The organism is Sulfitobacter mediterraneus (assembly GCF_016801775.1).
GTDB classification, from domain to species: Bacteria; Pseudomonadota; Alphaproteobacteria; order Rhodobacterales; family Rhodobacteraceae; genus Sulfitobacter; species Sulfitobacter mediterraneus_A.
Map to the genome: position 1 here is coordinate 2,806,857 of NZ_CP069004.1, position 26,579 is coordinate 2,833,435.

General features: G+C 57.6%; 24 protein-coding genes. 14 read left to right on the forward strand and 10 right to left on the reverse strand.

Going from position 1 to position 26,579, the window contains the following annotated elements; genetic code table 11:
• Nucleotides 1–10 precede the first annotated feature (10 nt).
• Together JNX03_RS13880 and JNX03_RS13885 are read left to right on the forward strand one after the other, a co-directional pair.
• On the forward strand, nucleotides 11–868 hold the full coding sequence (locus tag JNX03_RS13880) for a YihY/virulence factor BrkB family protein (RefSeq protein ID WP_203209613.1): 858 nt from the start codon (nucleotides 11–13) through the stop codon (nucleotides 866–868).
• Nucleotides 869–932: 64 nt separating this feature from the next.
• Nucleotides 933–1,298, forward strand: a complete 366-nt coding sequence (locus tag JNX03_RS13885) for an STAS/SEC14 domain-containing protein (protein WP_203209614.1) — start codon at nucleotides 933–935, stop codon at nucleotides 1,296–1,298.
• 6 nt (nucleotides 1,299–1,304) lie between these two features.
• On the opposite strand, the gene JNX03_RS13890 is transcribed toward JNX03_RS13885, so the two are convergent.
• Nucleotides 1,305–2,921, reverse strand: coding sequence for an FMN-binding glutamate synthase family protein (locus tag JNX03_RS13890; RefSeq protein WP_203209615.1), 1,617 nt, complete (start codon nucleotides 2,919–2,921; stop codon nucleotides 1,305–1,307).
• A 124-nt stretch (nucleotides 2,922–3,045) separates the two neighbouring features.
• Between JNX03_RS13890 and JNX03_RS13895 the strand changes: the two genes are divergently transcribed.
• The 5 genes from JNX03_RS13895 to JNX03_RS13915 all read left to right on the forward strand — a co-directional run bounded on the left by JNX03_RS13895 (nucleotide 3,046) and on the right by JNX03_RS13915 (nucleotide 8,183).
• A complete protein-coding gene (locus tag JNX03_RS13895) occupies nucleotides 3,046–4,149 on the forward strand; it encodes a CaiB/BaiF CoA transferase family protein (RefSeq protein ID WP_203209616.1) in 1,104 nt (367 codons plus the stop codon).
• 112 nt (nucleotides 4,150–4,261) lie between these two features.
• Nucleotides 4,262–4,909 carry a paraquat-inducible protein A gene (locus JNX03_RS13900; protein WP_203209617.1) on the forward strand — a complete coding sequence of 216 codons (648 nt, stop codon included), beginning with the start codon at nucleotides 4,262–4,264 and terminating at the stop codon, nucleotides 4,907–4,909.
• Nucleotides 4,867–5,541 carry a paraquat-inducible protein A gene (locus tag JNX03_RS13905; protein ID WP_203209618.1) on the forward strand — a complete coding sequence of 225 codons (675 nt, stop codon included), beginning with the start codon at nucleotides 4,867–4,869 and terminating at the stop codon, nucleotides 5,539–5,541. Before JNX03_RS13900 ends, JNX03_RS13905 begins: the two co-directional genes overlap by 43 nt.
• On the forward strand, nucleotides 5,534–7,618 hold the full coding sequence (locus JNX03_RS13910; protein WP_203209619.1) for an intermembrane transport protein PqiB: 2,085 nt from the start codon (nucleotides 5,534–5,536) through the stop codon (nucleotides 7,616–7,618). The genes JNX03_RS13905 and JNX03_RS13910 overlap by 8 nt, the downstream gene beginning before the upstream one ends.
• 1 nt (nucleotide 7,619) lies before the next feature.
• Complete coding sequence (locus tag JNX03_RS13915) at nucleotides 7,620–8,183, forward strand: PqiC family protein (protein WP_203209620.1); 564 nt, start codon at nucleotides 7,620–7,622, stop codon at nucleotides 8,181–8,183.
• Between the two features lie 42 nt (nucleotides 8,184–8,225).
• Here JNX03_RS13915 and gyrB read toward each other — a convergent pair whose 3' ends face one another.
• From gyrB to mutM, 7 genes are all read right to left on the reverse strand, one after another.
• The gene (gyrB, locus tag JNX03_RS13920; protein WP_203209621.1) at nucleotides 8,226–10,640 is read right to left on the reverse strand and encodes a DNA topoisomerase (ATP-hydrolyzing) subunit B; all 2,415 of its coding nucleotides are present in this window, start codon (nucleotides 10,638–10,640) and stop codon (nucleotides 8,226–8,228) included.
• Nucleotides 10,641–10,733: 93 nt separating this feature from the next.
• Nucleotides 10,734–11,831 (reverse strand): DNA replication/repair protein RecF, encoded by a 1,098-nt coding sequence (gene recF / locus JNX03_RS13925; RefSeq protein ID WP_203209622.1) that lies wholly within the window; start codon nucleotides 11,829–11,831, stop codon nucleotides 10,734–10,736.
• A gap of 59 nt (nucleotides 11,832–11,890) precedes the next feature.
• Nucleotides 11,891–13,009 (reverse strand): DNA polymerase III subunit beta, encoded by a 1,119-nt coding sequence (dnaN, locus tag JNX03_RS13930; RefSeq protein WP_203209623.1) that lies wholly within the window; start codon nucleotides 13,007–13,009, stop codon nucleotides 11,891–11,893.
• 141 nt (nucleotides 13,010–13,150) lie between these two features.
• Nucleotides 13,151–14,512, reverse strand: coding sequence for a chromosomal replication initiator protein DnaA (dnaA, locus tag JNX03_RS13935; RefSeq protein ID WP_203209624.1), 1,362 nt, complete (start codon nucleotides 14,510–14,512; stop codon nucleotides 13,151–13,153).
• 535 nt (nucleotides 14,513–15,047) lie between these two features.
• On the reverse strand, nucleotides 15,048–15,311 hold the full coding sequence (gene rpsT / locus JNX03_RS13940; protein ID WP_203209625.1) for a 30S ribosomal protein S20: 264 nt from the start codon (nucleotides 15,309–15,311) through the stop codon (nucleotides 15,048–15,050).
• A gap of 165 nt (nucleotides 15,312–15,476) precedes the next feature.
• Entirely contained in the window at nucleotides 15,477–16,253 is a 777-nt protein-coding gene (locus JNX03_RS13945) for an enoyl-CoA hydratase (protein ID WP_203209626.1), read from the reverse strand.
• A 64-nt stretch (nucleotides 16,254–16,317) separates the two neighbouring features.
• Entirely contained in the window at nucleotides 16,318–17,169 is an 852-nt protein-coding gene (mutM, locus tag JNX03_RS13950; protein WP_203209627.1) for a bifunctional DNA-formamidopyrimidine glycosylase/DNA-(apurinic or apyrimidinic site) lyase, read from the reverse strand.
• Nucleotides 17,170–17,273: 104 nt separating this feature from the next.
• Here mutM and ubiE point away from each other — a divergent pair, with 104 nt between their 5' ends.
• Together ubiE and ubiB are read left to right on the forward strand one after the other, a co-directional pair.
• Nucleotides 17,274–18,017 (forward strand): bifunctional demethylmenaquinone methyltransferase/2-methoxy-6-polyprenyl-1,4-benzoquinol methylase UbiE, encoded by a 744-nt coding sequence (ubiE, locus tag JNX03_RS13955; RefSeq protein ID WP_203209628.1) that lies wholly within the window; start codon nucleotides 17,274–17,276, stop codon nucleotides 18,015–18,017.
• 1 nt (nucleotide 18,018) lies between these two features.
• Nucleotides 18,019–19,551 (forward strand): 2-polyprenylphenol 6-hydroxylase, encoded by a 1,533-nt coding sequence (gene ubiB / locus JNX03_RS13960; RefSeq protein ID WP_203209629.1) that lies wholly within the window; start codon nucleotides 18,019–18,021, stop codon nucleotides 19,549–19,551.
• Nucleotides 19,552–19,614: 63 nt separating this feature from the next.
• Here ubiB and JNX03_RS13965 read toward each other — a convergent pair whose 3' ends face one another.
• Nucleotides 19,615–20,796: an acetyl-CoA C-acyltransferase family protein gene (locus JNX03_RS13965; RefSeq protein ID WP_203209630.1), complete on the reverse strand. Its 1,182-nt coding sequence runs from the start codon at nucleotides 20,794–20,796 to the stop codon at nucleotides 19,615–19,617.
• Nucleotides 20,797–20,922: 126 nt separating this feature from the next.
• Between JNX03_RS13965 and JNX03_RS13970 the strand changes: the two genes are divergently transcribed.
• The 5 genes from JNX03_RS13970 to JNX03_RS13990 all read left to right on the forward strand — a co-directional run bounded on the left by JNX03_RS13970 (nucleotide 20,923) and on the right by JNX03_RS13990 (nucleotide 25,849).
• Nucleotides 20,923–21,489, forward strand: coding sequence for a helix-turn-helix domain-containing protein (locus JNX03_RS13970; RefSeq protein ID WP_203209631.1), 567 nt, complete (start codon nucleotides 20,923–20,925; stop codon nucleotides 21,487–21,489).
• Nucleotides 21,490–21,583: 94 nt separating this feature from the next.
• Nucleotides 21,584–22,771 (forward strand): glycine C-acetyltransferase, encoded by a 1,188-nt coding sequence (locus JNX03_RS13975; RefSeq protein ID WP_203209632.1) that lies wholly within the window; start codon nucleotides 21,584–21,586, stop codon nucleotides 22,769–22,771.
• The gene (locus tag JNX03_RS13980) at nucleotides 22,768–23,742 is read left to right on the forward strand and encodes a PLP-dependent cysteine synthase family protein (RefSeq protein WP_203209633.1); all 975 of its coding nucleotides are present in this window, start codon (nucleotides 22,768–22,770) and stop codon (nucleotides 23,740–23,742) included. Before JNX03_RS13975 ends, JNX03_RS13980 begins: the two co-directional genes overlap by 4 nt.
• On the forward strand, nucleotides 23,729–24,769 hold the full coding sequence (gene tdh / locus JNX03_RS13985) for an L-threonine 3-dehydrogenase (RefSeq protein ID WP_203209634.1): 1,041 nt from the start codon (nucleotides 23,729–23,731) through the stop codon (nucleotides 24,767–24,769). Before JNX03_RS13980 ends, tdh begins: the two co-directional genes overlap by 14 nt.
• Nucleotides 24,770–24,820: 51 nt before the next feature.
• The gene (locus tag JNX03_RS13990; RefSeq protein WP_203209635.1) at nucleotides 24,821–25,849 is read left to right on the forward strand and encodes an App1 family protein; all 1,029 of its coding nucleotides are present in this window, start codon (nucleotides 24,821–24,823) and stop codon (nucleotides 25,847–25,849) included.
• On the opposite strand, the gene JNX03_RS13995 is transcribed toward JNX03_RS13990, so the two are convergent.
• Nucleotides 25,816–26,550 carry a metallophosphoesterase family protein gene (locus JNX03_RS13995; protein ID WP_203209636.1) on the reverse strand — a complete coding sequence of 245 codons (735 nt, stop codon included), beginning with the start codon at nucleotides 26,548–26,550 and terminating at the stop codon, nucleotides 25,816–25,818. The two genes, JNX03_RS13990 and JNX03_RS13995, sit on opposite strands and share 34 nt — an antisense overlap.
• Nucleotides 26,551–26,579 lie beyond the last annotated feature (29 nt).

A 26,579-nucleotide genomic window follows, 5' to 3' on the forward strand; every position in this document is an offset into this window, starting at 1 on the left:
GGAGACAGCCGTGAGAAGTCGTCCGCCCCTTTCCATTGGTATTCTATGGCGGGCGCTTCGGGCGAGTTTTGCGCAGATTGCAGAAAACAACCTTGCCCTGATCGCGGCCGGTGTCGCGTTTTTCTCGATGCTCTCGTTGTTTCCGGCCTTGGCCGCGCTCATTGCATTGCTTGGGCTGATCTCTGATCCTGTTGTGGTTGTGGCCCAGTTGGAGGAGATGCGCGGCCTGCTGCCGGATGATGTTTACGAGATTATAAATGATCAGGTGGTGGCGCTGGTAACGGCCAGTGCGGATACTTTGGGATGGGCGGGGCTATTGTCACTGATGTTTGCGCTTTGGTCCGCACGGGCCGGTGTCGGCGCGATGATGACCGGGCTCAACAACGTTTATAACCGCCCCAACAGAAACACTGCGCGGCACTACCTGCGGGCCTTGCTGGTGACATTGGCGATGGTCGCGGTTGGCATTGTTGCGTTGCTGACACTGGTGGTTATTCCGGTGGTTCTGGCGTTCTTCCCGCTTGGATTTCTGGCCAACCTGCTGGTTGATCTGTTGCGCTGGTCGATAGCGTTGATCGTTTTGTTTGTCGGTGTCGGTCTTTTGTACCGGCATGGGCTGAACCGGCACCGGGCGCGGGTGTCCTGGGTGTCTCCGGGCGCGGTGCTGGCCGTGTTTTCGTGGATCGTCCTGTCGGTTGGATTTTCGTTCTACGTGGCAAATTTTGGTAATTACAATCAGGTCTACGGGTCCATCGGTGCTGTTATTGCGATGCTGATCTGGCTCTGGATCAGCAGTTTTCTGGTTCTTCTGGGCGGCTCGATCAACGCGCAGATCGACGCCCAGTCAGATCAGAACATCATCGCGTAAACGAAATCCTCATTTTTTGCTGTTCCCAATAAGGCTGGCTTTGGCCCAAGGGAAGGATGCATAAATGATCGCGATTGAAGAATTGGCACCACAGACACTGCGACTGCATCTGATAGGAAAAATCGCCGCGGGCGATCTTGAGGCGTTGGAGGCGCGGCTTGATCCATATCTTGAGGATGAAGGATCAGTGAATGCCGTGATCGACCTGTCAGAGCCGTCCCAATTTGATCAACCCACGGCCACAGATGCGGTGTCACAGCGCCTCTTGGCGCAATTGGACAAGCTGGGACGTGTCGCCATCGTGGGGGCGCGGGATGCACTGCCGGACTTTGTGCAGGCGCTGGATGCGGTGATGCCGCCGGGGCAATTGGGCCGTTTTGATCTGACCGAACGGCAAACCGCGCAACGATTTGCGTCAGGTCCGCATTAACGCGGGTCAATCCACCGGCGCAAAACTCTCTGCACGGGCACGGGCCCAGCGGGTTTTGTTGCCCTGCAAATCCTCGGCCTTGTCATCCAAAAGATACCCTACGGGCAGATAGTGATAAACTTCGTTGCCCTCGACCACGCTGTTGTCACCTTGCCGCATCATCAGATGTCGGGGCAAAAATTCATCAGGATGATGCAAGCCCGCCGCGCCGGTCATCTCGGCCAGGGCCTCCATCGTGTTGCGGTGAAAACGCTCCACCCGCTGGCTTTTGTGGCCAACATCCAGCGCCCTTTGCCGCAATTTGTCCTGCGTTGCGACGCCGACAGGGCAATGGTTGGTATGGCAGGCCTGCGCTTGGATGCAGCCGATGGCGAACATGAAACCACGGGCCGAATTGCACCAATCCGCCCCCAAGGCCAGGGCGCGGGCAATGTCATAGGCATGCACGATCTTGCCGGCCGCGCCAATCTTGATCCCGTCGCGCAGGCCCGCCCCGCGCAGCGTGTTGTGCACAAAGGTAAGCCCCTCGATCATCGGCATACCGACATGGTTGGAGAACTCCACCGGCGCGGCACCCGTGCCACCCTCGGCCCCGTCCACCACAATGAAATCGGGCGTGATGCCCGTCTTTAGCATCGCTTTGACCATGCACATAAATTCGCGCCTGTGGCCGATACAGAGCTTGAAACCAACAGGTTTGCCGCCTGACAATTCCCGCAACATGCCGATAAATTCCATCATTTCGATGGGGGTAGAGAACGCCGGATGCGCGGCAGGCGACACGCAGTCCTTGCCCATCGGAACCCCGCGTGCCTCGGCAATCTCGGGGCTGATCTTGGACGCAGGCAACAGCCCGCCATGTCCGGGTTTTGCCCCCTGGCTGAGCTTCAGCTCAATCATCTTGATCTGGTCCAGTGATGCGGTTTCGCGGAACTTTTCAGGATCAAAATTGCCATCTTCGGCCCGGCATCCAAAATACCCCGACGCCACCTGATAAATCAGATCACCGCCGCCCGCCTTGTGATAACGGCTGACCGATCCTTCACCGGTATCATGGGCAAAGCCGCCCATTTTTGCCCCGGTGTTCAACGCCTGAATGGCATTGGCGGAGAGCGAGCCAAAGCTCATCGCGGAGATATTATACAGCGAGGCGGAATAGGGCTGCTTGCACTCCGGCCCGCCAATCACCGTCCGAAAATCGGGATTGGTGATATGGACCGGCTGCACCGAATGGGTGACCCAGGAATATCCCGCCTCATACACCCGTTTTCGCGTCCCAAAAGGCCGCGCGTCCTCCTGCCCCTTTGCCCGTTGATAGACCAGCGACCGGTCATCGCGGCTGAAGGGTTCTTCGTCTTGGTCGGATTCGATCAGATATTGCCGGATCTCCGGCCTGATCCCCTCAAAGAAGAAGCGCATGTGACCCAGAACAGGATAATTGCGCAGGATCGAATGGCTGGGCTGGAGAACATCATAGATGCCCATGAGGCTGAGCACGGTCAAAACGGCCAGCGGCAGCAGGAACCAGACAGACCATGCAAAAACCAGAACCAGACAGAGCAATCCCAAAAGGACAACCGCGACAAACGGAACAAAGCGGGTCATGTTTTTGAGGTTTGGCATCAAAGTCTCCGACTAGGTGAATGCGATGGCCGTAGTGTGACGGGTTTGATCGCTGACGCAAGCACTTGCTATTTGCGCGGTGCTTGCATTTGTTGGCAGTCAATTGCCATCACGGGAGCGCAAAATGTCTCAAGGTCCACTTGCATCGTTGAAGGTTGTTGAGTTTTCCGGCCTTGGCCCTGCGCCTTTGGCAGGCCAATTGTTGGCGGATATGGGGGCCGAGGTGATCACTGTGGATCGTGCCGCAGCGCCCGCTGACCCATCGGATGTAAATCGGCGCGGCAAGAAGTCTGTTGTGCTGAACCTCAAATCCGATGCGGGCCTTGATGCAGCGCGGCGGTTGATTGCCGCAAGCGATGTTTTGATCGAAGGGTTCCGCCCTGGCGTGATGGAGCGGTTGGGCCTTGGCCCGGACAGCTGCCCCAAGGCGTTGATCTACGCGCGGATGACGGGCTGGGGCCAGGATGGGCCTTGGGCGCATAAAGCAGGCCATGACATCAATTATCTGTCTCTAACAGGGGCGCTTCACGCGATGGGGGCAGCAGATTCAGCGCCGGTGCCGCCATTGAATATGGTCGCGGACTACGGGGGCGGAACGATGTTCTTGATCTTTGGCATCCTGTCCGCGGTGATCGAACGCGGCGTGTCCGGCAAAGGTCAGGTGGTGGATGCGGCGATGGTGGATGGTGTGCCCGCGATGATGGGGCTGATCCACGGAATGCTGGCCGAGGGATTCTGGACTCAGCACCGTGGCGCAAACTGGCTGGATGGCGGCGCGCATTTCTATCGGTGCTATACCTGTGCAGATGGAAAATATGTCTCTGTGGGCGCGTTAGAGCCACAATTTTATGCAATCCTGTTGGACAAACTGAACCTGCCCGAGGATCTGCGGACCTCGCAAAACGACCGTGAAACATGGCCGGACATGAGCGCCCGATTTGCGGATATTTTTGCCACCAAAAACCGTGATGAATGGGCAGAAATTTTCGAAGGATCAGATGCCTGTGTCGCGCCGGTTCTTGAATTTTCCGAAGCGCCCGACCACCCGCATATGGCGCAGCGGCAGTCGCTGATCAATGTGGGTGGAACAGTGCAATCTGCCCCTGCACCCCGGTTTTCGCGGAGTCAGCCAAGGCCAATCGTTGCGCCCAATGCCGTGGGCGGCGAAACAGTGGAGGTTCTGCAAGCGCTGGGGTTTTCTGATGAAGAGATCGAGACGCTGACCTAGAGACTAAATAGGGTCCGAACCTGTTGTGACCCATTTCCGCGTCACTTGATTCGCCGTGCAAAGACACCACATTCCCGTATCGCCCCTATGCAGGATCGGGTACTCTGCCCCTATGAAAGACAACGCGCCTACAGACAGCCGGATCGATTTGGACAAGGTCATTGTCTGCCCGCAGTGCGATGCGGTTTTTCAACTTGTCCGGCCACAGCATGGTGAGCGGGCGAAATGTCAGCGCTGTCAAAAGGTTCTGATCGCGCCGCGCAGAAATGCGGGCCTTCATATCATTGCAGTGGCTTTGTCTGTTTTGTTCCTGATTATCGGCGCGGCGATATTTCCATTTCTGACCATCGACGCGGCGGGCAACAAAAATGCGGTTTCAATCCTGGATGCGGCATTGGCGTTCTCGGGTGGGCCGATGATCATACTGTCATTGGCGACGGCGGCGTTGATTATTCTGTTCCCGCTGTTCCGCGTGTTGCTGACGCTCTATGTTCTGGTGCCCGTGGTGCTGGACCGACCTCCGGCCCGCCACGCCATCCGCGCTTTTCGGTTGTCAGAGGCCATGCGCCCGTGGTCGATGGCAGAGATTTTTGCAATTGGCTGCGCCGTTGCATTGGTTAAGGTCGCGGATCTGGCCCATGTGGGATTTGGCCCGGCGTTCTGGATGTTTGGTATTCTTGTTGTTCTGGTGATCGCGCAGGACAGCTTCATGTGTAAATGGTCTGTATGGAACTCTCTGGAACACCCAAAAAGATCGTAAGCGCCCGTGATCTGGGTATCGTCGCCTGCACGCGCTGTTCGAAGGCGTGGCCGCTGGGCACGCAAACCTGTGCGCGCTGCGGTCATGCCCTGATGTCACGCGATCCGATGAGCCTGCAAAGGGTCTGGGCCTATTGGCTGATGGGTCTGATCTGTTACGTGCCGGCAAATCTGTTTCCGATGCTGCAAACCAGAACGCTGTTTCAGGTGGATGAAAGCACAATCATCGGCGGTGCGGTTGAACTTGCCCATCACGGCAACCTTGGCATCGCCGCGATTATCATCTTTGCCTCGGTGGTTATCCCCTTGGGCAAGTTCTGGGCGGTGGCGTTTCTCGCGCTCAGCGTCAAGAACAGGTCGATGGTGTCAAAGAACACGCGGCAGTTTCTTTACGAGGTGGTGGAATACATCGGCCGCTGGTCGATGATCGATATCTTTGTGGTTGCGATTTTGTCGTCTCTGGTGCAACTCAAGGCATTGGCCGCCATCAATCCCGGCACTGCGGCTATGTTCTTTGCTTTGTCGGTCATTTTCACGATGCTGTCCGCGCAGGCCTTCGATTCCCGCCTGATTTGGGACGTTCAAGCCAAAGAAAAACCAGCCGGTGATGGGGGCGTAGACATACATGAATGACGACCTGCCAGATGTGTCTGTATCGCCTGCCCGCAAGGTGTTCCTGAGCGGGGCATCGGTGATCTGGATCATTCCGATCCTCGCGTTGCTGGTTGCCTTGACGGTTGCGTGGCAATCCTACAACGAGCGTGGTCCCTTGATCACGGTCGAGTTTGAGAACGGCGCGGGCATTCAGGCCGGAGAAACGGAGCTGAAGTTTCGCGATGTGACGGTTGGCATTGTTGAGAAGGTCGGTTTTACTGCGTCCCTGTCCAAGGTCACCGCGCAAATTCGCGTGGAAAAGGAAGTTGCACCTTTCATTGACGCCAGCGCGGTCTTTTGGATTGTCCAGCCCGAGGTGACCGCGCAAGGAATTACCGGGCTCAGCACGGTTCTGAGCGGTGTATACATCGAGGGATCCTGGGACGATCAGGTCGGCGCTTATGCCAATCTCTTTCAAGGGGCATCTGAGGCACCGCTGATCCGTCCGGGTCAGTCGGGTCTGGAAATTGCATTCAAAACTACGGCCAACGGCCAACTGACGGACAATGCGCCCATCCTATATAAAGGCATCGAAGTGGGCCGTGTGGGGCGTGCAAAGATTGATCCGCGCAACAACTACGCCGTGGTCGAGGCGTTGATTTTCGAAGAGCATCGGACACTCGTCAACCAATCGACCCGATTTTGGGATGCTTCCGGCTTTAGCGTGACACTTGGCCCCGCAGGCGCCGAGATTGATTTTTCCTCTCTCGCGACGCTGGTCGGCGGGGGAATCACCTTTGATACCTTTGTGTCGGGCGGTGACCGTGTTCAGGATGGCACAGTATTTGAGATTTTCCCGGACAAGGAAACAGCGCGAAACTCGGTCTTTAATGCTTCAGAGGTTACACCCTTGAAGCTGAGTGTGATCTTTGAGGACAATATCTCCGGTCTCGTGGTCGGTGCTCCAGTTGAATTGAGCGGCCTCAAGATCGGCGAGGTTGAGGCGCTGTCCGGTATTGTTGACTACAACCAGTTTGGCGACAGCCGTGTGCGTTTGAACGTAAATCTTTCCATCCAACCTGCCCGCCTTGGTCTACCGGTCGATGTGAATGCGGAAAACGCGCTGCTGTTTCTGCAGGAACGTGTGAGCAACGGCCTGCGTGCGCGGCTGGCTTCGGCCAGTTTGCTGACCGGCGGGCTCAAGGTGGAGCTGGTGATGGTCGAAGATGCGCCCTCCGCCCGTTTGGTTGCCGATGGCGATGCATTGCCTGTCCTGCCCACAACCTTTAGCGAAACATCCGACGCGGCCGCGACCGTCGAGGGGGTGTTCACCCGTATCAACAATCTGCCGATCGAGGAATTGCTCAACAGTGCGATTTCGTTCCTCAATTCGGCAGAGGCTTTGGTCACCGACGAAGACCTGCGCGAAACGCCGCAGGATCTGCGCTTGTTGTTGGCCGAATTGCAGGGGCTTGTGACCTCGGATGATGTGCAAAACATCCCGGTGGCCCTGAACGCCACGCTCACACGGGTGGAAACGCTGGTGGCGACATTGGAACGCGAGCAGGTCGCTGAACGTCTTTCTGCCGCCCTGGAAGGCGCAACCGTCGCCGCAAATTCTGTGACGACCTCGGTCGAAGGGGTGCCCGCATTGGTGGAGCAAATCCAGGCCGTCGCGGCCAAGGCCGAAACGCTTGAACTCAACCAGTTGGTGGAGGAACTCACCGCGCTGACCAAATCCGCTGATGCTGTGATCGGAACGGAGGCTGCTGTTGCATTGCCTGGATCGCTCAAACGGGCGTTGGATGAAGTAAATTACACCTTGCAGGAATTGCGCGAGGGCGGTGCGATCGAGAATGTGAACAAGACGCTGGCTTCTGCCCGTAACGCAGCGGACAACATCGCGGTTTCGGCCAAGGATCTGCCAAATATCGTGGATCGCCTGACCCGCCTGTTTGCTCAGGCGAGCCGCACAATTGAAGGGTATAACAAGGGCGAAGAGATCAGCCGCTCCGCTCAAGATACCCTGCGTGACATTCAGAAAGCCGCCGACGCCCTTGCATCTTTGGCGCGGACCATTGAACGTAACCCCAATTCGCTTTTGCTGGGACGATAAAATGACATTTCACCGCCGGTCTTTGATTGTGGGTTTGACGCTGCTGCTGGCCGCCTGTGGCAGCGCAGAACGTTTTGCCGTCAGCACGCCCCCTGTGACCGAGAAAGTCCGCATCGCCTTTTCATCCGTGGAAGTGAGGGATGTGTCTTTGCCCAGTTATGCGGCGGCGGATGAGATCCATCTGCAAGCTGCGGACGGCACTCTCAAAAGTTCATCGGATATCCTCTGGGCCGATGCGCCGGAGCGGGCCGTCGCACTTGAGCTGAGCCGGAACCTCGCCCAGATGACCGGTAGGGCCATCGCCTCAGAACCTTGGCCGTTTGAAGCCTTTCCATCCGCACGGCTGGAATTGCGGTTTTCCGATCTCGTTGCGACAAGCGACGGGGTGTTTCGCACCACAGGCCAATATTTCGTGGCGGTTCGTGACGGTGGGCGGGAACGGTCGGGCTTGTTTGATCTGAGCGTAACGTTTGATCCCAAAGGAGGCCCCAATGCGATTGCACGGGCACGGGGGCAGCTGATCTTGGATTTGTCGCGTTACATTGCGATCAACGGGCTGAAATAAGAAAGGCCGCACAGCGTATTGCTGCGCGACCGGCCAAGAAACCTAGAAATCCAGGTTTTCCACATTCAGCGCGTTTTTCTGGATAAACTCGCGGCGTGGTTCGACGACATCACCCATCAGCTTGGTAAACAAATCGTCGGCCTCGGCCATGTCTTCGACTTTGACCTGCAGCAAGGTACGGGCATCCGGATCTAGCGTGGTTTCCCACAGCTGATCAGGGTTCATTTCGCCCAATCCCTTGTAGCGCTGCAAAGACAGGCCCTTTTCCCCTTCGGCCAGGATCGCGCTCAGCAGATCAAGCGGGCCATGGATGAGCTGGCTGCGGTCTTTGCGGACCAAGGTCGCAGGAAGATCATAGACGTCCTGCAGATGCTGCGTAAAGGAGCCAGAGCGCCGCGCCTCGCCAGAGCGGAGCATCTTGCCATCCAGCGTGCGCACCTCTTCGACACCGCGCAGAATGCGGGCCAGTCGCACACCGTGATCCTGAGTGATCCGACCCTGCCAGCCGCGTTCATATTCGAGCGCGATCAGATTCAGACGGGTTGCGATCTTGTCGGCCACGCCTTGCAAGTTGTTGTCCACCGCGCCGGGAACAAAGGCACCGGCAATGGCCGCCTGTTCCAGAATATGGCGGGGGTAATGGGTCGGGAAGGCCTCAAGCACGCGGCGCAACTGGCGGGCCATATCGACAACCCGCGCCAGATCCGCGCCAGAGATTTCTTCGCCATTGCCTTGGCGCAGCAAAGCGCCCTCAATACCCTGCTGGATCAGGTAATCATCCATCGCGGCCTGATCCTTGAGGTACACCTCGGATTTGCCGCGTGACACTTTGTAAAGTGGCGGCTGTGCGATGTAGAGATGCCCGTTTTCGATCAACTGTGGCATCTGGCGATAAAAGAACGTCAAAAGCAGCGTCCGAATGTGCGCCCCGTCAACATCCGCGTCCGTCATGATGACGATCTTATGATAGCGCAGTTTGTCGATGTTGAACTCGTCCCGCCCAATGCCGGTGCCAAGTGCCATCACCAGATTGCCGATCTCTTGCGAGCCCAGCATCCGGTCAAATCGCGCCCGTTCCACGTTCAGAATCTTACCTTTGAGAGGCAGGATCGCTTGGGTCTGGCGGTCACGTCCGGTTTGCGCAGACCCTCCCGCAGAATCACCCTCCACAAGGAAGACTTCGGTCTTGGAAGGGTCTTTTTCGGAGCAGTCCTTGAGTTTGCCAGCAAGGAAATTCACATCCATCGCGGTCTTGCGGCGGGTCAGGTCGCGGGCCTTTCTCGCAGCCTCACGGGCATGGGCCGCTTCGACGATCTTGCTGACCACGACCCGTGCTTCGTTGGGGTTTTCTTCGAACCATTCAGACAGTTTTTCGTTCACCAGTCCTTCAACCGCTGGCCGGACTTCAGACGACACCAGCTTGTCCTTGGTTTGCGAGCTGAATTTTGGATCAGGCACTTTGACCGACAAGACACAGGTCAGACCCTCGCGTGCGTCATCACCGGTAAAGTTGATCTTTTCCTTCTTTGCGATGCCAGAAGACTGGGCATAGCTGTTGATTGTGCGTGTCAGTGCCCCGCGAAAACCGGCCATATGGGTGCCGCCATCGCGCTGTGGGATGTTGTTTGTGAAAGGAAGAACATTCTCGTGATAGCTGTCGTTCCACCACATTGCGACCTCGACGCCGATATCGTCCCTTTCGCCAACAATAAAAATAGGTTCCGGCATTACAGAGGTTTTGTGCCGGTCGAGATATTTAACAAATTCTTTGACGCCGCCCTCATAAAAGAGTTCGGATCGCAACGGCTCTGCCGGGCGCTCGTCGGTTAGAATGATCCGCACACCTGAGTTCAGGAACGCCAGCTCACGCAGGCGTTTTTCCAATGTCTCAAACGAATATTCGAGGTTCGAAAACGTATCTGTTGAGGCCATGAACCGCACTTCGGTGCCGGTGCGATCGGTGTCGCCGACAACCTCCAGATGCTTGGTGGTAAAGCCACCCTCGAAACGGGCGACATGCTCTTTGCCCTCGCGCCAGATGCGCAGCTCAAGCCAGTCTGAGAGCGCATTCACAACCGAAACGCCAACACCGTGCAGACCGCCGGAGACCTTGTAGGAATTGCTGTCGAATTTACCGCCCGCGTGCAGTTGGGTCATGATCACTTCGGCGGCGGAAACGCCTTCTTCCTCGTGGATGCCCACCGGAATGCCCCGCCCGTTGTCGCTGACCGAAACAGAGAGATCTTCGTGAATTGTGACCGTCACCGCGTCCGCATGACCGGCCAATGCCTCGTCAATTCCGTTGTCCACGACCTCGTAGACCATATGATGCAAGCCAGAGCCATCATCGGTGTCACCGATGTACATGCCGGGGCGTTTGCGGACCGCTTCTAAGCCTTTGAGAACTTTGATGGAATCCGCGCCATATTCCTGTGGCGTCTGCTCATTCTCGGACATGTGGAAAAACCTTCTTCTTTTGTCCGATTTATAGTGGTTTTGCAGAGGGTTGTCACGCAAATGGCACAAGATTTTGTGCCATGATGGAAGGTGTCAGCGGGCGGCGGTCACGCGGCTTTCTCCGGCCTCTTCTGTGACTTCCAGAACCTGCGCGCGATCCCCCAGAGCGGTGAACATTTCCGCCCCGGTTCCGGTCATCCACGCCTGTGCGCCAAGCCCGCAAATCTCGTCGTAAAGGGCGGCTTGCCGGTCCGCATCCAGATGTGCAGCGACCTCATCCAGCAAGAGCAACGGCGGCGCGCCAAAGCCTTCCGCCAAGGCCCGGGCATTGGCCAGGATCAGCGAGACCAGCAACGCCTTTTGTTCCCCCGTTGAACAATCCTTGGCTGGAATGCCCTTGGCTGCGTAAACCCCGAACAGATCGGCGCGGTGCGGTCCGATCAATGTGCGTCCCGCCGCCAGATCGCGGGTGCGATTGTCCGCAAGTGCGGCCTGCAACTCTTCCGCCTTTGCGGGCATGTCACATTCCAATGACAGGGTGGCCACCGGAAAGGCGGTTTGTGCCTGGTCTTGCGCCTCGGCAATGGCCTGAAGCGCCTGAAGGCGACCTGCGTGAATGGCCGCGCCCGCTTCGGCCATTCGAAGTTCAAGCGCGGCGTACCATGACGGCTCCCGAACCATATCCTTGAGCAATCTGTTCCGTTCGCGCATGGCTTTTTCATAAGTCAGCGCGTGTTCTGCGTGGTCGGGCAGGAAACTCAGCGTCATGCGGTCCAAGAACCGCCTTCGACCTTCCGCGCCCTCAATCCACAACCGGTCCATCGCGGGGATCAGCCAAAGCACGCGGGCGATCCGCCCCAGCGCTGTTTGCGGCGCGGCCTTGCCGTCAATACGCACCTGACGGGCATTGCCACCTTCGGACCAGACTTCGATCTCATGCACCTGATCCAGCGAATGCAGTATCGCGGTCAGCTTCCACCCCAAGGCTTCGGGCCTGCGTGTCATGTCCTCGGCGCTGGCCCGGCGCAAACCGCGACCCGGAGACAGCAAAGACACCGCTTCGATCAGGTTGGTTTTGCCCGCACCATTGGGGCCAAAGATCGCGACAGGACGTGCGTCACACTCCACCACCGCCCGCTTGTGCGAGCGGAAATGGGACAGCGTGAGCTGGGAGAGGTATAACTTACCCATCGGCGGCCCCATTTTCTTTCAAAGAGAACGGCCGGAAACTCTGATAATTTCCGCGGGCCTCACACACGCATCGGCATGACGACATAGACAGCGGATTCGTCATTGCCTTCGCGCATCAATGTCGGATCGCCGGAAGAGTTGAACAGGAACACCGCATTCTCGCGGTCCACCTGGCTGGCGATTTCCAACAGATACTTGGCGTTAAATCCGATCTCAAGCCGTTCATCGCCGTAAGCCACTGCCAGCTCTTCTTCGGCCGCGCCACTGTCTGGGGCGTTGACCGACAGGATCAGACGGTCTTCGTCCAGTTGCAACTTTACCGCGCGGGACCGTTCGGAGCTTACGGTGGCAACACGATCGACCGCCTGCGCAAAATCGCTGGCGTCAACTTCCATCTTGCGGGTGTTGCCCTGTGGGATGACGCGGGTGTAATCGGGGAATGTGCCGTCAATGACCTTGGATGTCAGGGTAATCTCTGGCGTGGCAAAGCGCACCTTGGTTTCCGAAACTGACACGGCGACCTGCAAATCATCATCATCCAGCAGTTTGCGCAGCTCACCCACGGTTTTCCGCGGCACAATCACGCCGGGCATCTCGGCCGCGCCTTCGGGCAGATTTGCGTCAATCCGGGCAAGCCGGTGACCATCGGTCGCCACACAGCGCAGCACCTTGCCACCTGCGGAATCTGCCGTGTGCATGTAGACACCATTGAGATAGTACCGCGTTTCTTCGGTAGAGATCGCAAATTTGGATTTGTCGAACAGGCGGCGCAGCACCGGCGCCGGCGCACTGAAGTTCGAGGCATATTCAGAAGAGGCCATCACCGGGAAATCTTCACGCGGCAAGGTGGCAAGGCTAAAGTTGGAGCGGCCAGCCTCAACCGTGAGACGCCCAGCGGCACTGTCAGCCGTCAGGTTGATCAATGCACCATCCGGCAGCTTTCGGACAATTTCATGCAGCAAGGTTGCGGACACGGTCGTCGCTCCGGCACGTTCAACCTGTGCGCCAACCTTGTCGACAACTTCGATATCCAGATCGGTGGCGCGGAAGGACACGTCGCTGCCTTCTGCCTCAATCAGCACATTGGCGAGGATCGGAATGGTATTGCGCCGCTCAACAACAGATTGTGCCTGGCTGACTGCCTTGAGCAACGCGGCGCGTTCGATGCTGAATTTCATGTGCCTTCTCCCTGAGGACTGCCGGGATAGGCAAACTACCTTGTTCCCCCGCTTTCACAAGACTTTTGTTGGTTTCGCGGAGGGAATGCAAGAGGGGCCCGAAGGCCCCTGTCATTTGGTCACGCACGCATGGTTTGTGGATCACGCCTCAAGGGCGCGGCGCAGCATTTCCAGATCTTCGGCAATCTGGCCATCTGATTGTTTCAACTCTTCAATCCGGCGCACCCCATGCATCACGGTGGTATGGTCGCGCCCGCCAAAGCGGCGGCCAATCTCGGGCAGGCTGCGGCTGGTCATCTGTTTGCACAAATACATCGCCACCTGACGGGGCCGGGCATAGCTGCGCAGGCGTTTCGGGCCGATCATATCGCTCAGACGGATGTTGTAGTGATCGCTGACTTTGCGCTGGATCTCTTCGACGGTGATCTTGCGCTCTGAATCGCGCAGAACATCGGCAAGGCAGTCCTGCGTCAGTTCCATGTTGATCTCACGCCCGACCAGTGAGGCAAAGGCGAAAAGCCGTGTCAGTGCACCCTCAAGAACCCGCACGTTTGAACTGATCCGGTGCGCGAGGAACTCCAGCACGCCATCATCAACCTCAAGGCCGGGATAGTTGCGGCGCTGAACCTCGACTTTGCTTTGCAGGATGCCAAGGCGCAATTCGTAATCGGTGGGATGCAGATCCACCACCAGACCGCATTGCAGGCGGGATTTAACACGGTCCTCAAGATCCTTGATCTCGCCGGGGGCGCGATCGGCGGAAATAATGATCTGTTTGTTTTGGTCCACCAGCGCGTTGAACGTGTGAAAGAATTCTTCTTGCGTGCTGTCTTTGCCGGCGATGAATTGCACATCGTCCACCATCAACACATCGACGGAACGAAAGATCTCTTTGAAGTCCATCATCTTGCGATCACGCAAGGCCTGAACAAACCTGTACATGAATTGTTCGGCAGACAGATAAAGCACATTCATCTGCGGTTTGCGCTGCTGCAACTCAAGCGCGATGGCGTGCATCAGGTGTGTTTTACCAAGGCCAACACCACCATACAAAAACAGCGGGTTAAAAGTGACAGGGCCACCTTCGGCAACGCGGCGGGCGGCGGCATGGGCCAGCTCGTTGGGTTTGCCGACAACAAAATTGTCAAAGCTGAAACGCGGGTCAAGCGGGGCGGTGTTCAAGACATTTGAGTTTGCTGCGGCCTGCGGCGCGGCGGGTTTTTTGGGAGGCATGACGGGTTTGGCTGCGGTCGAACCGGATTGGGCTGCCAGGGCAAAGTTCAGGCGCGATGCCTCAACACCTTCAGCGTTGATCTCATGCAGGATCAGATCGGCGAAATTCTGGCTGACGTAGTTTCCAAAAAAGTTGGTCGGCACATGCAGGGTTGCAATCCCTTCCGACACCGGACCCGGAACAAGTGGCTCAATCCAGGTTGTAAAATTGTTCTGCCCTACAGTTTTGAGAAGTCGCTGCCTAATTGCGCCCCATTGGTCCTGCGTCATTTTTTATTCGTCCCACGTACTATCTGCCCATGTGTTACCGACCAAACCGGGCACATGCCTATTTTACCCTCAGGAAACAGGTTTTGGTTCCGACCCCGCCCGGAATCGGCCTGTGTCCATCGGACCTTGAGTAGAACGGGCATACCAAACATCGATGTTCCGAGTGATGAACATCAGGATGTCGAACATTTCCGTTCGCACTTTTGTTGTGACAGGGCCACAGCGCCGATAAGCGCCGAGGCAGACCTAAAACGACCCCAATTTGGTGGGCCGTTGACCAACCTCCAAACAATGCGGCACGTCCCCCGTACCTTTTCATTGTTAGAGGCCTGTCCCCCCTGCGAAGTGACTCGCAAGACATAAATAGCAAGGAGAACGGGCACGCTTCAACATATCTTCAAACTTGACTCGTGAATCGATCAAAAAGAATCTCTGACGCGTATAACGGGAAAAAAAGTTGCAAAAAAAGGCGCCGCATTGCGACGCCTTTCTAATCAATCAATTAGCTGATTCTGGTTTGATCAGAAGATCAAAATTAACCCAGCGCTTTGACCCGCGCGGACAGGCGGGACATTTTCCGCGATGCTGTGTTTTTGTGGAACACGCCCTTGGTCACACCGCGCATCAGTTCTGGCTGTGCAGCCTGGAGGGCTGCGGACGCCGCGTCTTTGTCGCCGGATGCGATCGCTTCTTCGACTTTGCGCAGATACGTGCGGATGCGCGAACGGCGTGCTTTGTTGATCTGGAAACGCTTTTCGTTCTGACGGGCGCGTTTTTTCGATTGGGGTGTATTTGCCATGAGGATCTACCTTCGGGTTCTATTCAAAATTCGGCACGTGACGCCAAACCCATGCCGGATCTTCCGGGAAGGTGATTCTAGCCAGAGCGGGCTGCACGCGCATGTATTGGGGCGGGCTATAGTTGAGAAAGCCCGCCAATGCAAACCCCTTTGTCGGGGCGGCAATTACTTGTCTCGGAACTGAGCTTCGCGTTTTTCGAGGAAGGCGCTCATGCCTTCTTTCTGGTCTTCGGTTGCAAACAGGGAATGGAACACCCGCCGTTCAAACAACAGACCTTCGCGCAGCGGCACTTCATAAGCGCGGTTCACGGCCTCTTTGACGACCATCACGGAAATCATCGATTTCTCGGCAATCTTGCCCGCCGCGCCCAATGCCTCGTCCATCAGCTTTTTCACCGGAACCACCCGCGACACCAGGCCGGACCGTTCAGCTTCGGCCGCGTCCATGAAACGCCCGGTGAGGTTCATGTCCATCGCTTTGGATTTGCCGACCAGACGGGTCAGGCGCTGTGTGCCGCCAATGCCAGCAACCACACCAAGGTTGATTTCGGGTTGGCCAAATTTCGCGGTTTCCGAACAGATGATGAAATCGCACATCATTGCCAATTCGCATCCGCCGCCCAGCGCATAACCGGAAACAGCGGCGATGATCGGCTTGCGCACCCGCATGATCTGTTCAGATTCGGGTGTGAAGAGGTCCCCCGTGAAGGCTTCGACAAAGGTCTTGTCGCGCATCATGGCAATGTCCGCCCCAGCGGCAAATGCCTTTTCCGATCCGGTGATCACAATGCAGCGCACTTTGTCGTTGTCTTGTGCCGCCTTAAGCGCGCTGGCCAGTTCGCTCATCAGTTGGTCGTTGAGCGCATTGAGCGCATCAGGCCTGTTCAGCGTGACCAATGCCACATGATTGTCCACGTCCACCGTGATCGTTTCGTAAGCCATCAAGTATGCTCTTTGTTGTTGCGCTCAGGTCGCTCTGCATATCACGGGCGGATCACGTTTCAAGCTATCTTTGACATTGACTACAGTAGAAAGACGACCGTCCGGACTGCACGATCCGTTGGATGACCTTGGGGCAATCGGGCGTATTGCAAGGCGCGCCCTCGCGTCCGTAAACGTCAAAGTTGTGCTGGAAATAGCCCAATTCCCCATCCGCTTGCCGAAAGTCCCTGAGAGAGGAACCACCCGCCTCAATCGCCTCCGCAAGCACCTCTTTGATGATCGGAACAAGCGCGGCAATCCGGCCCTGCGATATACGCCCGGCCTTGCGTGCCGGATGCAGGCCCGCCCGATAAAGTGCCTCACAAACATAGATATTTCCCAGCCCGGCCACGATCCGCTGGTCCAAAAGCGCCGATTTGATCGGCATGTTCCGGCCCTTCAAGGCGGAAATCAAATGCGCTTCGTGAAAACTGTTGCCCAAGGGTTCCGGTCCGATGGAGGCCAGCAATTTGTGCTGTTCTGCGGTTGCCGTGTCCAGAAGATCCATCGCGCCAAACCGCCGCGGGTCGTTGAACGTTATACGCGCGCCGTTTGCCATATGAAGCACGACATGGTCATGTTTTTCCGGCGCCGGATGATCATGCACAAAATGCCCCAATGGATCACCGGAGATCAACATCCGCCCGGACATTCCCAAGTGGATCAAAAGTGATTCCCCCGACCCCAGATCGACCAGAATGTACTTGGATCGCCGTCGCAGCTGCTTGATGTCCTGCCCGCTCAACCGCTCTGCCATCCGTTCCGGAAAGGGCCAGCGCAGATCAGGCCGGTTGACCTCTGCCTTGGTTATTACGCTGCCTTCCATGACCGGCGCCAAACCCCGGCGCACGGTTTCAACTTCGGGAAGTTCGGGCATTTCGGCATCCTTTTCTGACCGCGTTCACCGGTCTGCGGCAAATGGCGGTTTGTATCTGCGCAACTGAGGCTATATCTCCGCCAAGACACTAGCGGGACAATGACATGACGGACAAGACAACCCATTTCGGATCGCAAACCATTCGCGAGGATGAAAAGGCCGGCAAGGTGCGTTCATTGTTCAGCGACGTTGCCAACAAATATGATGTCATGAACGATGTGATGAGCATGGGTATCCACCGCATCTGGAAAGAAGCGATGATGGATTGGCTGGCCCCGCGTGCCGGCCAGAAACTGCTGGATGTGGCGGGTGGCACGGGTGATGTGTCCTTCAAGTTTCTCAAACGTGCTGGCCAGGGCCACGCGACCGTCTGCGATCTGACAGAAGGGATGCTGGTCGAGGGCCGCAAACGCGCCGAAGCCGATCAGATGGCCGATAGCCTAGATTGGGTGGTTGGCGATGCAATGGCCTTGCCCTTTGAGGACAACACCTTTGACGTCTACACCATAAGCTTTGGCATCCGAAACGTGACCCGTCCGCAAGAGGCGTTGAACGAGGCTTACCGCGTTTTGCGCCCCGGTGGCCGTTTGATGGTGCTTGAGTTCAGCCAATTGCCCAACCCCGCGATGCAAAAGGCCTATGATCTCTACAGCTTCAATATAATCCCGCGCATGGGGCAGGTGATCGCAAATGACCGTGACAGTTATCAGTATCTTGTCGAATCGATCCGCAATTTCCCCGATCAGGAAACGTTTCTGGGCATGATCCGCGACGCTGGATTTGCCCAAGCCAAGTACCGCAACCTGAGCATGGGCATTGCGGCACTGCATTCTGGTTGGAAGCTCTGAGATGCGCGGCCCTCACAACATCTGGCGGTTAATTCGCACGGGCGCAACGCTTGAACGCACCGGCGCGATGAACGTGGTGCTCGACGCATTCGAGGCGACGCCCGCCCTGCGCTTTGTGGCGCGGGCGCTGGGCCTGCCATTCAAGTTTCTGGGGTACAAAGGCGATCCGTCCATGCCCCCGGCGACCCGCGCCCTCACGGCGCTTGGCCCGGCTTACATCAAGTTTGGTCAGGTGTTGTCGACGCGTCCGGATGTAGTGGGGGATGATCTGGCCGTGCAGTTGCGGGTGTTGCAGGACAAGCTGCCGCCGTTCTCTATTGAAGAGGCCAAGGCAGAGGTCGAGCGTGAACTGGGCCTGCCTCTGGATCAGATGTTTTCCGAGTTCAGCGAGCCTGTCGCCGCGGCCTCCATCGCGCAGGTCCACAAGGCGCGCATCGCGGACACAGGTGAAGAGGTCGCGGTCAAAGTGCTGCGTCCCAATATCGAACGCGCCTTCCGTAAGGATGTTGATGCTTTCTATCTGGCCGCCCGCATGGTTGAGCTGTTCTCGCCCGGTTCGCGACGCTTGCGCCCGATGGATGTGATCGAACACTTTGACGGTGTTGTCCGCGGCGAGCTGGATCTGCGCCTCGAAAGCGCCTCAGCCTCTGAATTTGCTGCCAATACATCCGAAGACCAGGGCTTCCAACTGCCCGCCATCAAATGGAACCTGTCTGCCCGCCGGGTGATGACACTTGGTTGGGCCGATGGTGTGCCGCTGGGGGACAATGCGGCGATTGATGCCGCCGGGCATGACCGCGTCGTGCTGGGGGACCGGGTGCTGCAACTGTTCCTCAATCATGCGCTGCGCGACGGCTTCTTTCACGCCGACATGCATCAGGGCAATCTCAAGGTTGCGCCAAATGGCGATATCATCGCCTACGACTTTGGCATCATGGGCCACATCGATGAATACACCCGCCGGGTCTATGCCGAGATTCTCTACGGATTCATCCGCCGAGACTACATGCGGGTGGCCAAGGTGCATTTCGAGGCGGGCTATGTGCCTGCTGACAAGGATGTGGACGAATTTGCCCGCGCCCTCCGCGCGGTTGGGGAGCCGATCTTTGGCATGGATGCCACCCATATCTCAATGGCGCGGCTTTTGTCTTATCTCTTTGAAGTGACAGAGCGGTTTGGCATGGAAACCCGAACCGAATTGATCTTGCTGCAACGCACCATGGTCGTCGTCGAAGGGGTTGCACGCTCGCTCAATCCGCATATCAACATCTGGGAAGTCGCCAGTCCCATCGTCACCGATTACATCACCAAATCCATCGGCCCCCGCGCCGCGCTCAATGATCTGGCCAACACCGCGATGGTCCTCGCCCGTTTTGGTCCGCGCCTGCCCGGTCTGGTCGAGGCCGCCTTGCTACGACAAAGCAACCCGCAGCCTGAAGTGCGCAACTCCCGCATCGGTTGGATGCTGCTCTCTGCGCTGGGCGGTGCAGCGCTTGCCTCTGGTGTGATCGCCCTAATGGTCGCACTGACCTGAACCAGCCCTTTTTGGCTCTAAATACTCTCGGGGGTCCGGGGCAGACAGCCCCCGGCGCTTACCTCAAGCGATCCGTTCAATGGCCATGGCGATACCCTGACCACCGCCAATGCACATAGTAATCAAGGCCCGCTTGCCCTGAATACGCTCCAGCTCATACATCGCTTTCACCGTGATGATCGCTCCGGTTGCTCCGACCGGATGACCCAAGGCAATCGCACCTCCATTGGGATTTACGATGGCAGGATCAAAGCCAAGGTTCTTGGTCACGGCCAGAGCCTGCGAGGCAAAAGCCTCGTTGCTTTCAATCACGTCAAAGTCACCGGCTTTCAATCCGGTCCGCTCCAGCAGGTTCTGCACGGCAGGCACCGGTCCGATGCCCATCACTTCTGGGCGCACGCCTGCATGGGCATATCCCAAGATCCGTGCCCGCGGGGTGAGCCCTGCGCGTTCGGCGGCCGACGCTGTGGCCAGAACCATCGCGGCGGCGCCGTCGTTGATGCCGCTGGCATTGCCCGCTGTCACGCTGCCGTCTTTTTGGAAGGCCGGGCGCAATCCGGCCAGGGCTTCTGCTGATGTGGCCTTGGGATGCTCGTCCGTATCAAAGGCCACCGTGTCACGCTTCACCTTTACGTCGACCGGCACGATCTGGTCTTTGAAGTATCCGGCAGCGATGGCCGCCGCAGCCCGTTCCTGACTGGACAGCGCAAAACCGTCCTGATCGGCGCGGCTGATGCCATGCTCTGCTGCTACATTTTCGGCTGTGACACCCATGTGGCCCGTGCCAAACGGGCAATTGAGCGTGCCAAGCATCATATCCAGTGTCCGCACATCGCCCATCTTCTGGCCCCAGCGGGCGTTCTGCATGATATAGGGCGACCGTGACATGCTTTCAGAGCCGCCCGCGAGGGCAAAATCCGCATCACCCAGCATCAGGTTCTGTGCCGCGGACACAATCGCCTGCACCCCGGACCCGCAAAGACGGTTCACGTTCATCGCAGGCACCTCATCAGGCACACCGGCCTCCCGTGCTGCAACGCGTGACAGATACATATCGCGCGGTTCGGTGTTGATCACATTGCCGAACACCACATGCCCGATCTGCTCCGGTGCGACGCCTGCCCGCTGCATTGCCTCGGCGGCAACAATCCGGCCCAACTCTGTGGGAGGTGTTGCGGCCAATGCGCCGCCAAATGTCCCGATGGCGGTCCGTGCACCGCCCAGTATCACGATCTCATTGGTCATGGGTCTCTCCTATCCCGGTTGCCGCGATTATGGGGCGGCGAAGGATCATTGTCAGGAGGGACGTACCGTCACAGGCAGGCGCCCGCTCTCTTGACTTTGTCAGCGGGCAAAGCGCATCTGTCCGTCATGACGGAAAACGATGACGCTATCTTAACCCATTTGCCCGCCCGCCTAAAAGAAGCGCGGCAAAGTCAGGGTTTGTCACTGGATGCTGTGGCCAAGCTTTCTGGAGTGTCCCGCTCCATGGTCAGCCAGATCGAACGCGGCGAATCCAGCCCGACGATTGCCACGTTGTGGAACCTTACACGGGCCTTGCAGGTGGATTTTGCCGGACTGCTCGACGGTGCACCTGCCAAAGATCTGATCGAAGTGTTGCGGGCCGCAGATGTTCCGACGATCAATAATCTGGGCAGTGGCTGCCGCATTCGTATCCTTTCTCCTCCCGAAGAGGCCGGGAAACATGAGGTTTATGAGTTGTTGATGGATGAGGGCGGCGTTTTGGACAGCCAGCCTCACACCCGCGGCGCGCGCGAACATCTGACGGTGATCACCGGCGTTGTCGAAGTGATCAGCGGCGATGCGACAATCCGGTTGGAACAAGGCGATACGGCCCGATATGCAGCTGATGTGCGGCATCGGGTGACCGCACAGGGCGGTGCCGCACGTGCTTTTCTTGTGGTGCAGGATGCTTAGTATTCCAGAATGACGGAAAAAATCCGTGATAGTAGATTTCTACTATTTCGGAAACGCGTCCGGTATGGTAGAGGAACCGCAAAGGAGCCTCATCATGACCCAAGCCTATCTTGACCATATCACCGAAACGCTCGCCCAGATTGACGCCGAGGGCATGATGAAACGCGAACGTTTGATCACCTCGCCTCAGGGTGGAGAGATCACCGTTGGCGATCGCAAGGTGATCAATCTCTGTGCCAATAATTACCTCGGCTTGGCCGATCACCCCGACCTCATCCAAGCCGCCGAAGCTGCGATGGATCCCAAAGGATTCGGCATGGCCTCCGTGCGGTTTATCTGCGGCACGCAGGACATTCACCGCGAGTTGGAACAAAAACTTGCTGCATTTCTGAATAAGGACGATTCGATCCTCTTTGCCGCCTGTTTTGATGCGAATGGCGGTCTTTTTGAGCCTCTTCTTGGTCCAGAAGATGCAATCGTATCAGATGCGTTGAACCATGCTTCGATCATTGACGGCATCCGGCTGTGCAAGGCGAAACGCTATCGCTATGCCAATAGCGATATGGATGATCTCGAAGGCCAGCTGAAACAGGCCCGCGAAGATGGCGCACGGTTCATTATGATCGCCACCGATGGTGTGTTTTCAATGGACGGATATCTGGCAAAACTGCCCCAGATTACCGAGCTCGCGCAAAAGTACGAGGCGCTGGTGATGGTTGATGATTGCCACTCCACCGGCTTTATGGGGCCGCAAGGTGCGGGTACGCCTGCGCATTTTGGTGTCGATGTGGATGTGTTGACCGGCACGTTGGGCAAGGCGCTGGGCGGGGCCATCGGCGGTTATATCGCGGGGCCGCAGCCGGTGATTGATCTGCTGCGCCAACGCGCGCGGCCTTATCTGTTTTCCAATTCACTGCCCCCGTCCATCGTGGCGGCGGGGATCAAGGCGTTGGATCTGGTGATGCAGGGCGATGATCTACGGACCAAGCTGTTTGAAAACACCGCCTATTGGCGCGCCGGTCTGGAACGGCTTGGCTTTGATCTGCTTCCGGGGGAACATCCGATTGTGCCGGTGATGCTGGGCGAGGCGCAGCTGGCGCAGGATATGGCGGCGCGTTTGTTCGAAGAGGGCGTCTATGTCTCCGGTTTCTTTTTTCCGGTGGTGCCACGCGGACAGGCCCGGATCAGAACCCAAATGAACGCCGCCCTGTCGCGGAATGATCTGGACCGTGCCTTGATCGCGTTTGAGACAGCAGGCAAAGCCTGCGGCGTGTTGAAATGACAGACATCAAAGCCTCTGTGATCGAGGTGATCGGGAATACACCGCTTGTCGATCTGAGCCTTATCACCGCGTATCTGGGGTTGGAGGGCCGTATTCTGGCCAAGCTCGACAACCTCTTGCCCGGATATTCCAAGAAAGACCGCGCCGCCCGGCAGATCATCGAAGCGGCCCGTGCCGATGGGCGGCTCAAACCCGGTCAACGAGTCGTGGAACTGACCTCCGGCAACATGGGCACGGGTCTTGCGATTGTCTGCGGTGTTCTAGGCCATCCTTTCACAGCGGTGATGAGCGCGGGCAATTCCACCGAACGCGCCCGGATGATGCGCGGGTTGGGGGCAGAGGTGGTGATCGTGCCGCAGGCCACCGGCGGCATCCCCGGACAGGTGACAGCGGCGGATCTCAAACAGGTTGATGCAGAGGTGCGACGGATCACTGACCAAACTGGCGCATTTCGCGCCGATCAATTCGAAGACCCCGGCAACCCCGCAGGGCATGAAAACGGAACCGGGCCAGAGCTATGGGCACAATCTGGCGGCACAGTCACGGCGTTCTGCGATTTTGCCGGATCGGGCGGAACACTGGCCGGCGTGGCGCAGGCCTTGGGACCAAAGGGTGTGCGCTGCTATGCGGTTGAACCTGCTGGTGCCGAGGTGATCGCGGGCCATCCCGTGTCAGACCCGAACCATCCCATTCAGGGTGGCGGCTATGCCATGGCTGACCTTACCCATCTTGAGGCATCCGATATCGCCGGAACGCTGGCCGTCACCGGATCTGAGGCCCGTGATGCCGCGCGAATGCTGGCGCAGCTTGAGGGGGTGTTTGGTGGCTATTCCGCAGGCGCCAATCTGGCCGCCGCGATCGCTCTGCTGCGCGGGCCGGAGCGCGGCGGAACCGTCGCGATGATCGTCTGTGACAGTGGGCTGAAATACTTGTCCACGGATCTGTGGGAGGATTCAAATGACCACCAATGAAATGAAAGCCCTGTCCAAGCTGCACGCCCGCGAAGGGCTTTGGATGACTCACGCGCCCGTGCCGGAGATCGGCCCCGACGACGTGTTGATCCGTATCAACAAGACCGGCATCTGCGGTACCGATATTCACATCTGGAACTGGGATGAATGGGCGCAGAAAACCGTGCCTGTGCCGATGATCACAGGGCATGAATTTGCCGGAGAGATTGTCGAACTGGGCCGCAATGTCGAGGGACTTGAGATCGGACAGCGCTGTTCAGGCGAAGGGCATTTGATCGGCAAAAACTCCCGGCAAAGCCGCGCGGGCAAGTTTCACCTTGATCCGGCAACCCGCGGCATAGGGGTGAACGAACAGGGGGCATTTGCGCAGTACCTGCGTCTGCCCGCGTTCAACGTGGTACCGCTGCCGGATGAAATTTCCGATGACATCGGTGCGATCCTTGATCCCTTGGGCAATGCTGTGCACACCGCCCTCAGCTTTGATCTGGTGGGCGAGGATGTCTTGATCACGGGTGCGGGCCCTATCGGCATCATGGCCGCTGCCGTTGCGCGGCATGTGGGCGCGCGGCATGTGGTGATCACCGACATCAACGAGGATCGCCTGACACTGGCGCAAAAGGTCACGGGTGTTGTGCCTGTCAACGTCACCAAAGAAGACCTGCGCGACGTGATTCCGCGCCTGAAGATGAAACAGGGGTTTGACGTAGGTCTCGAAATGTCCGGCAACCAGATCGCCTTGGATCAGATGGTCGAGGCGATGACGATGGGCGGACGCATTGCAATGCTGGGTATACCACCGGGCAAAAGCCCTGTGGACTGGTCGCGCATCGTGTTCAAGGCGATCACCATCAAAGGTGTCTATGGCCGCGAGATTTTTGAGACTTGGTACAAGATGATTGCGATGCTGGAAAACGGCTTGGACATCTCGGCAATCATCACCCATCGGTTTGGGGTCGATGACTTTGAACAGGGTTTTGCAGCTATGAAATCAGGCCAGTCTGGCAAGGTTGTTCTCGACTGGACCTGAGGTATTGTCGCAGCGGAAGGGATCCATTCTTCTGCTGCGGCGTTAACAGTCATGATCAAGAAATCTCTCCATGCAATCGCCTGGCGGGCAGAACGCTTGTTGGATCGGATCAAAGGCCAGCGTGATCCCCGCCGGATCATCGAGCCCTACATCGGTTACGCCAATCCCGACCATCTTGTGGTGCGGGGCAGGGTGCTGACCTCCCTGCGCCGGAATGCACCTACACCCATGCAATCGCGCTGGGTCAATTTCAAACAGATGTTCTCACTGTTTCTTACGGATGAGGTTGCAAATGTGACCGTGCAATCTGGCATGGTCAAAGCGATCAGCGACGAAGAAGGCTACTTTACCCTGTTGCTGCCGCGCGATCAGCCATGCGGGTGGATCAACATCCCGGTCCAAATCGAAGGGCAGGCCGGACAAACCCAATGTCCGGTTTTGGTGCCAGACAACGCCGCACGGTTTGGTGTGATTTCAGATATCGACGACACAGTCCTCAAGACCGGTGCCTATTCCCTGATCCGCAATCTGTGGAATTCTTTGACCGGCAATGCCCTGACGCGACGCATTTTTCCGGATGCAGTTACGTGTCTCCAATCGCTGTCGGAATGTGGCCGCAACCCGGTTTACTATGTCAGCTCCAGCCCTTGGAACCTGCATCATTTCCTGAACCGGATTTTTGATCTGGCGGGTCTGGTGAAGGGTCCGAAGTTCCTGCGCGATCTTGGCTTGAGCCAGACCCAATTTGTCACCGGCACCCATGGTGATCACAAAGGTGGCGCCATTGACGTGTTGATGGCGGCCAATCCGCAGCTGGGATATGTTCTGATGGGGGACACAGGCCAACATGATGCGATGGTCTATCGGGATGCTGTGCTGCGCCATCCTGGGCGTGTATTGGCAGTGGTGCTGCGCAAACCGGGGCCGGGACCGGATGCCCAAAGTCGCGCCGCAATGGATGAAATCCGCGGCGCAGGTGTTCCGGTGTTCAGCGCGGTCGATTTTGCCGGCGTCGCATCTTCAATCGATGCGATTGCAAACACGCCTCAGGCAGACGGGTCCAAGGGCATACGGCCCTGATCGGTCAATAGCCAGCAGGCAGCGCCCTCAAACACCGCGACACTCAAAGGTTTGCCATAACCCGCGCCACTGTCGAGGTTGATCCGATTGCCATAGTGCGTGGCCTCGGCAACCGGTGTGTGGCCATGGACAATCAGTTTCGGGTGCAGGCGCGGATCATTGTGAAATTCCTGTCGGATCCATATCAGATCGTGTTCTGTTTGTTTGGCAAGTGGAACACCCGGTCTGATCCCCGCATGGCACAGAAACAGATCATCGTTCTGATAGGACAGATCCAGGCTTGTGAGAAAATCGACATGCGCCTGCGGCACGGCGGCACGGGCCTGTTCATGCACCGCTGACTTGCGATCGGTTTCCACAAATTCCACCCCGTAGGAGGCCAGTGTGGTGTCACCGCCAAGCCGTTGATGCAGCCAGTAAAGGTTGATCGGCAAATGCGCATCGTGGCGCGGGGTGTCTTGCATGAAATGGGCGAACATCCGGTCATGATTGCCAAGGATGAAATGCCAATCCCGGCCTTGCGTTTGACCATCGATCAGAAGATCCAGTACCGCTTTGCTGTCCGGCCCTCTGTCGGTGTAATCCCCCAGAAAAACGACCCTGGCAGCCGGTCCTCCATCCTGTTCGATCAGGGCAAGCACCCGTTGCAATTCGTGCAATTGGCCGTGAATGTCGCCGATGGCATAGATCTGCTCTTTCATGAAATAGCTGGTAGCGGACCCTTCCCGAA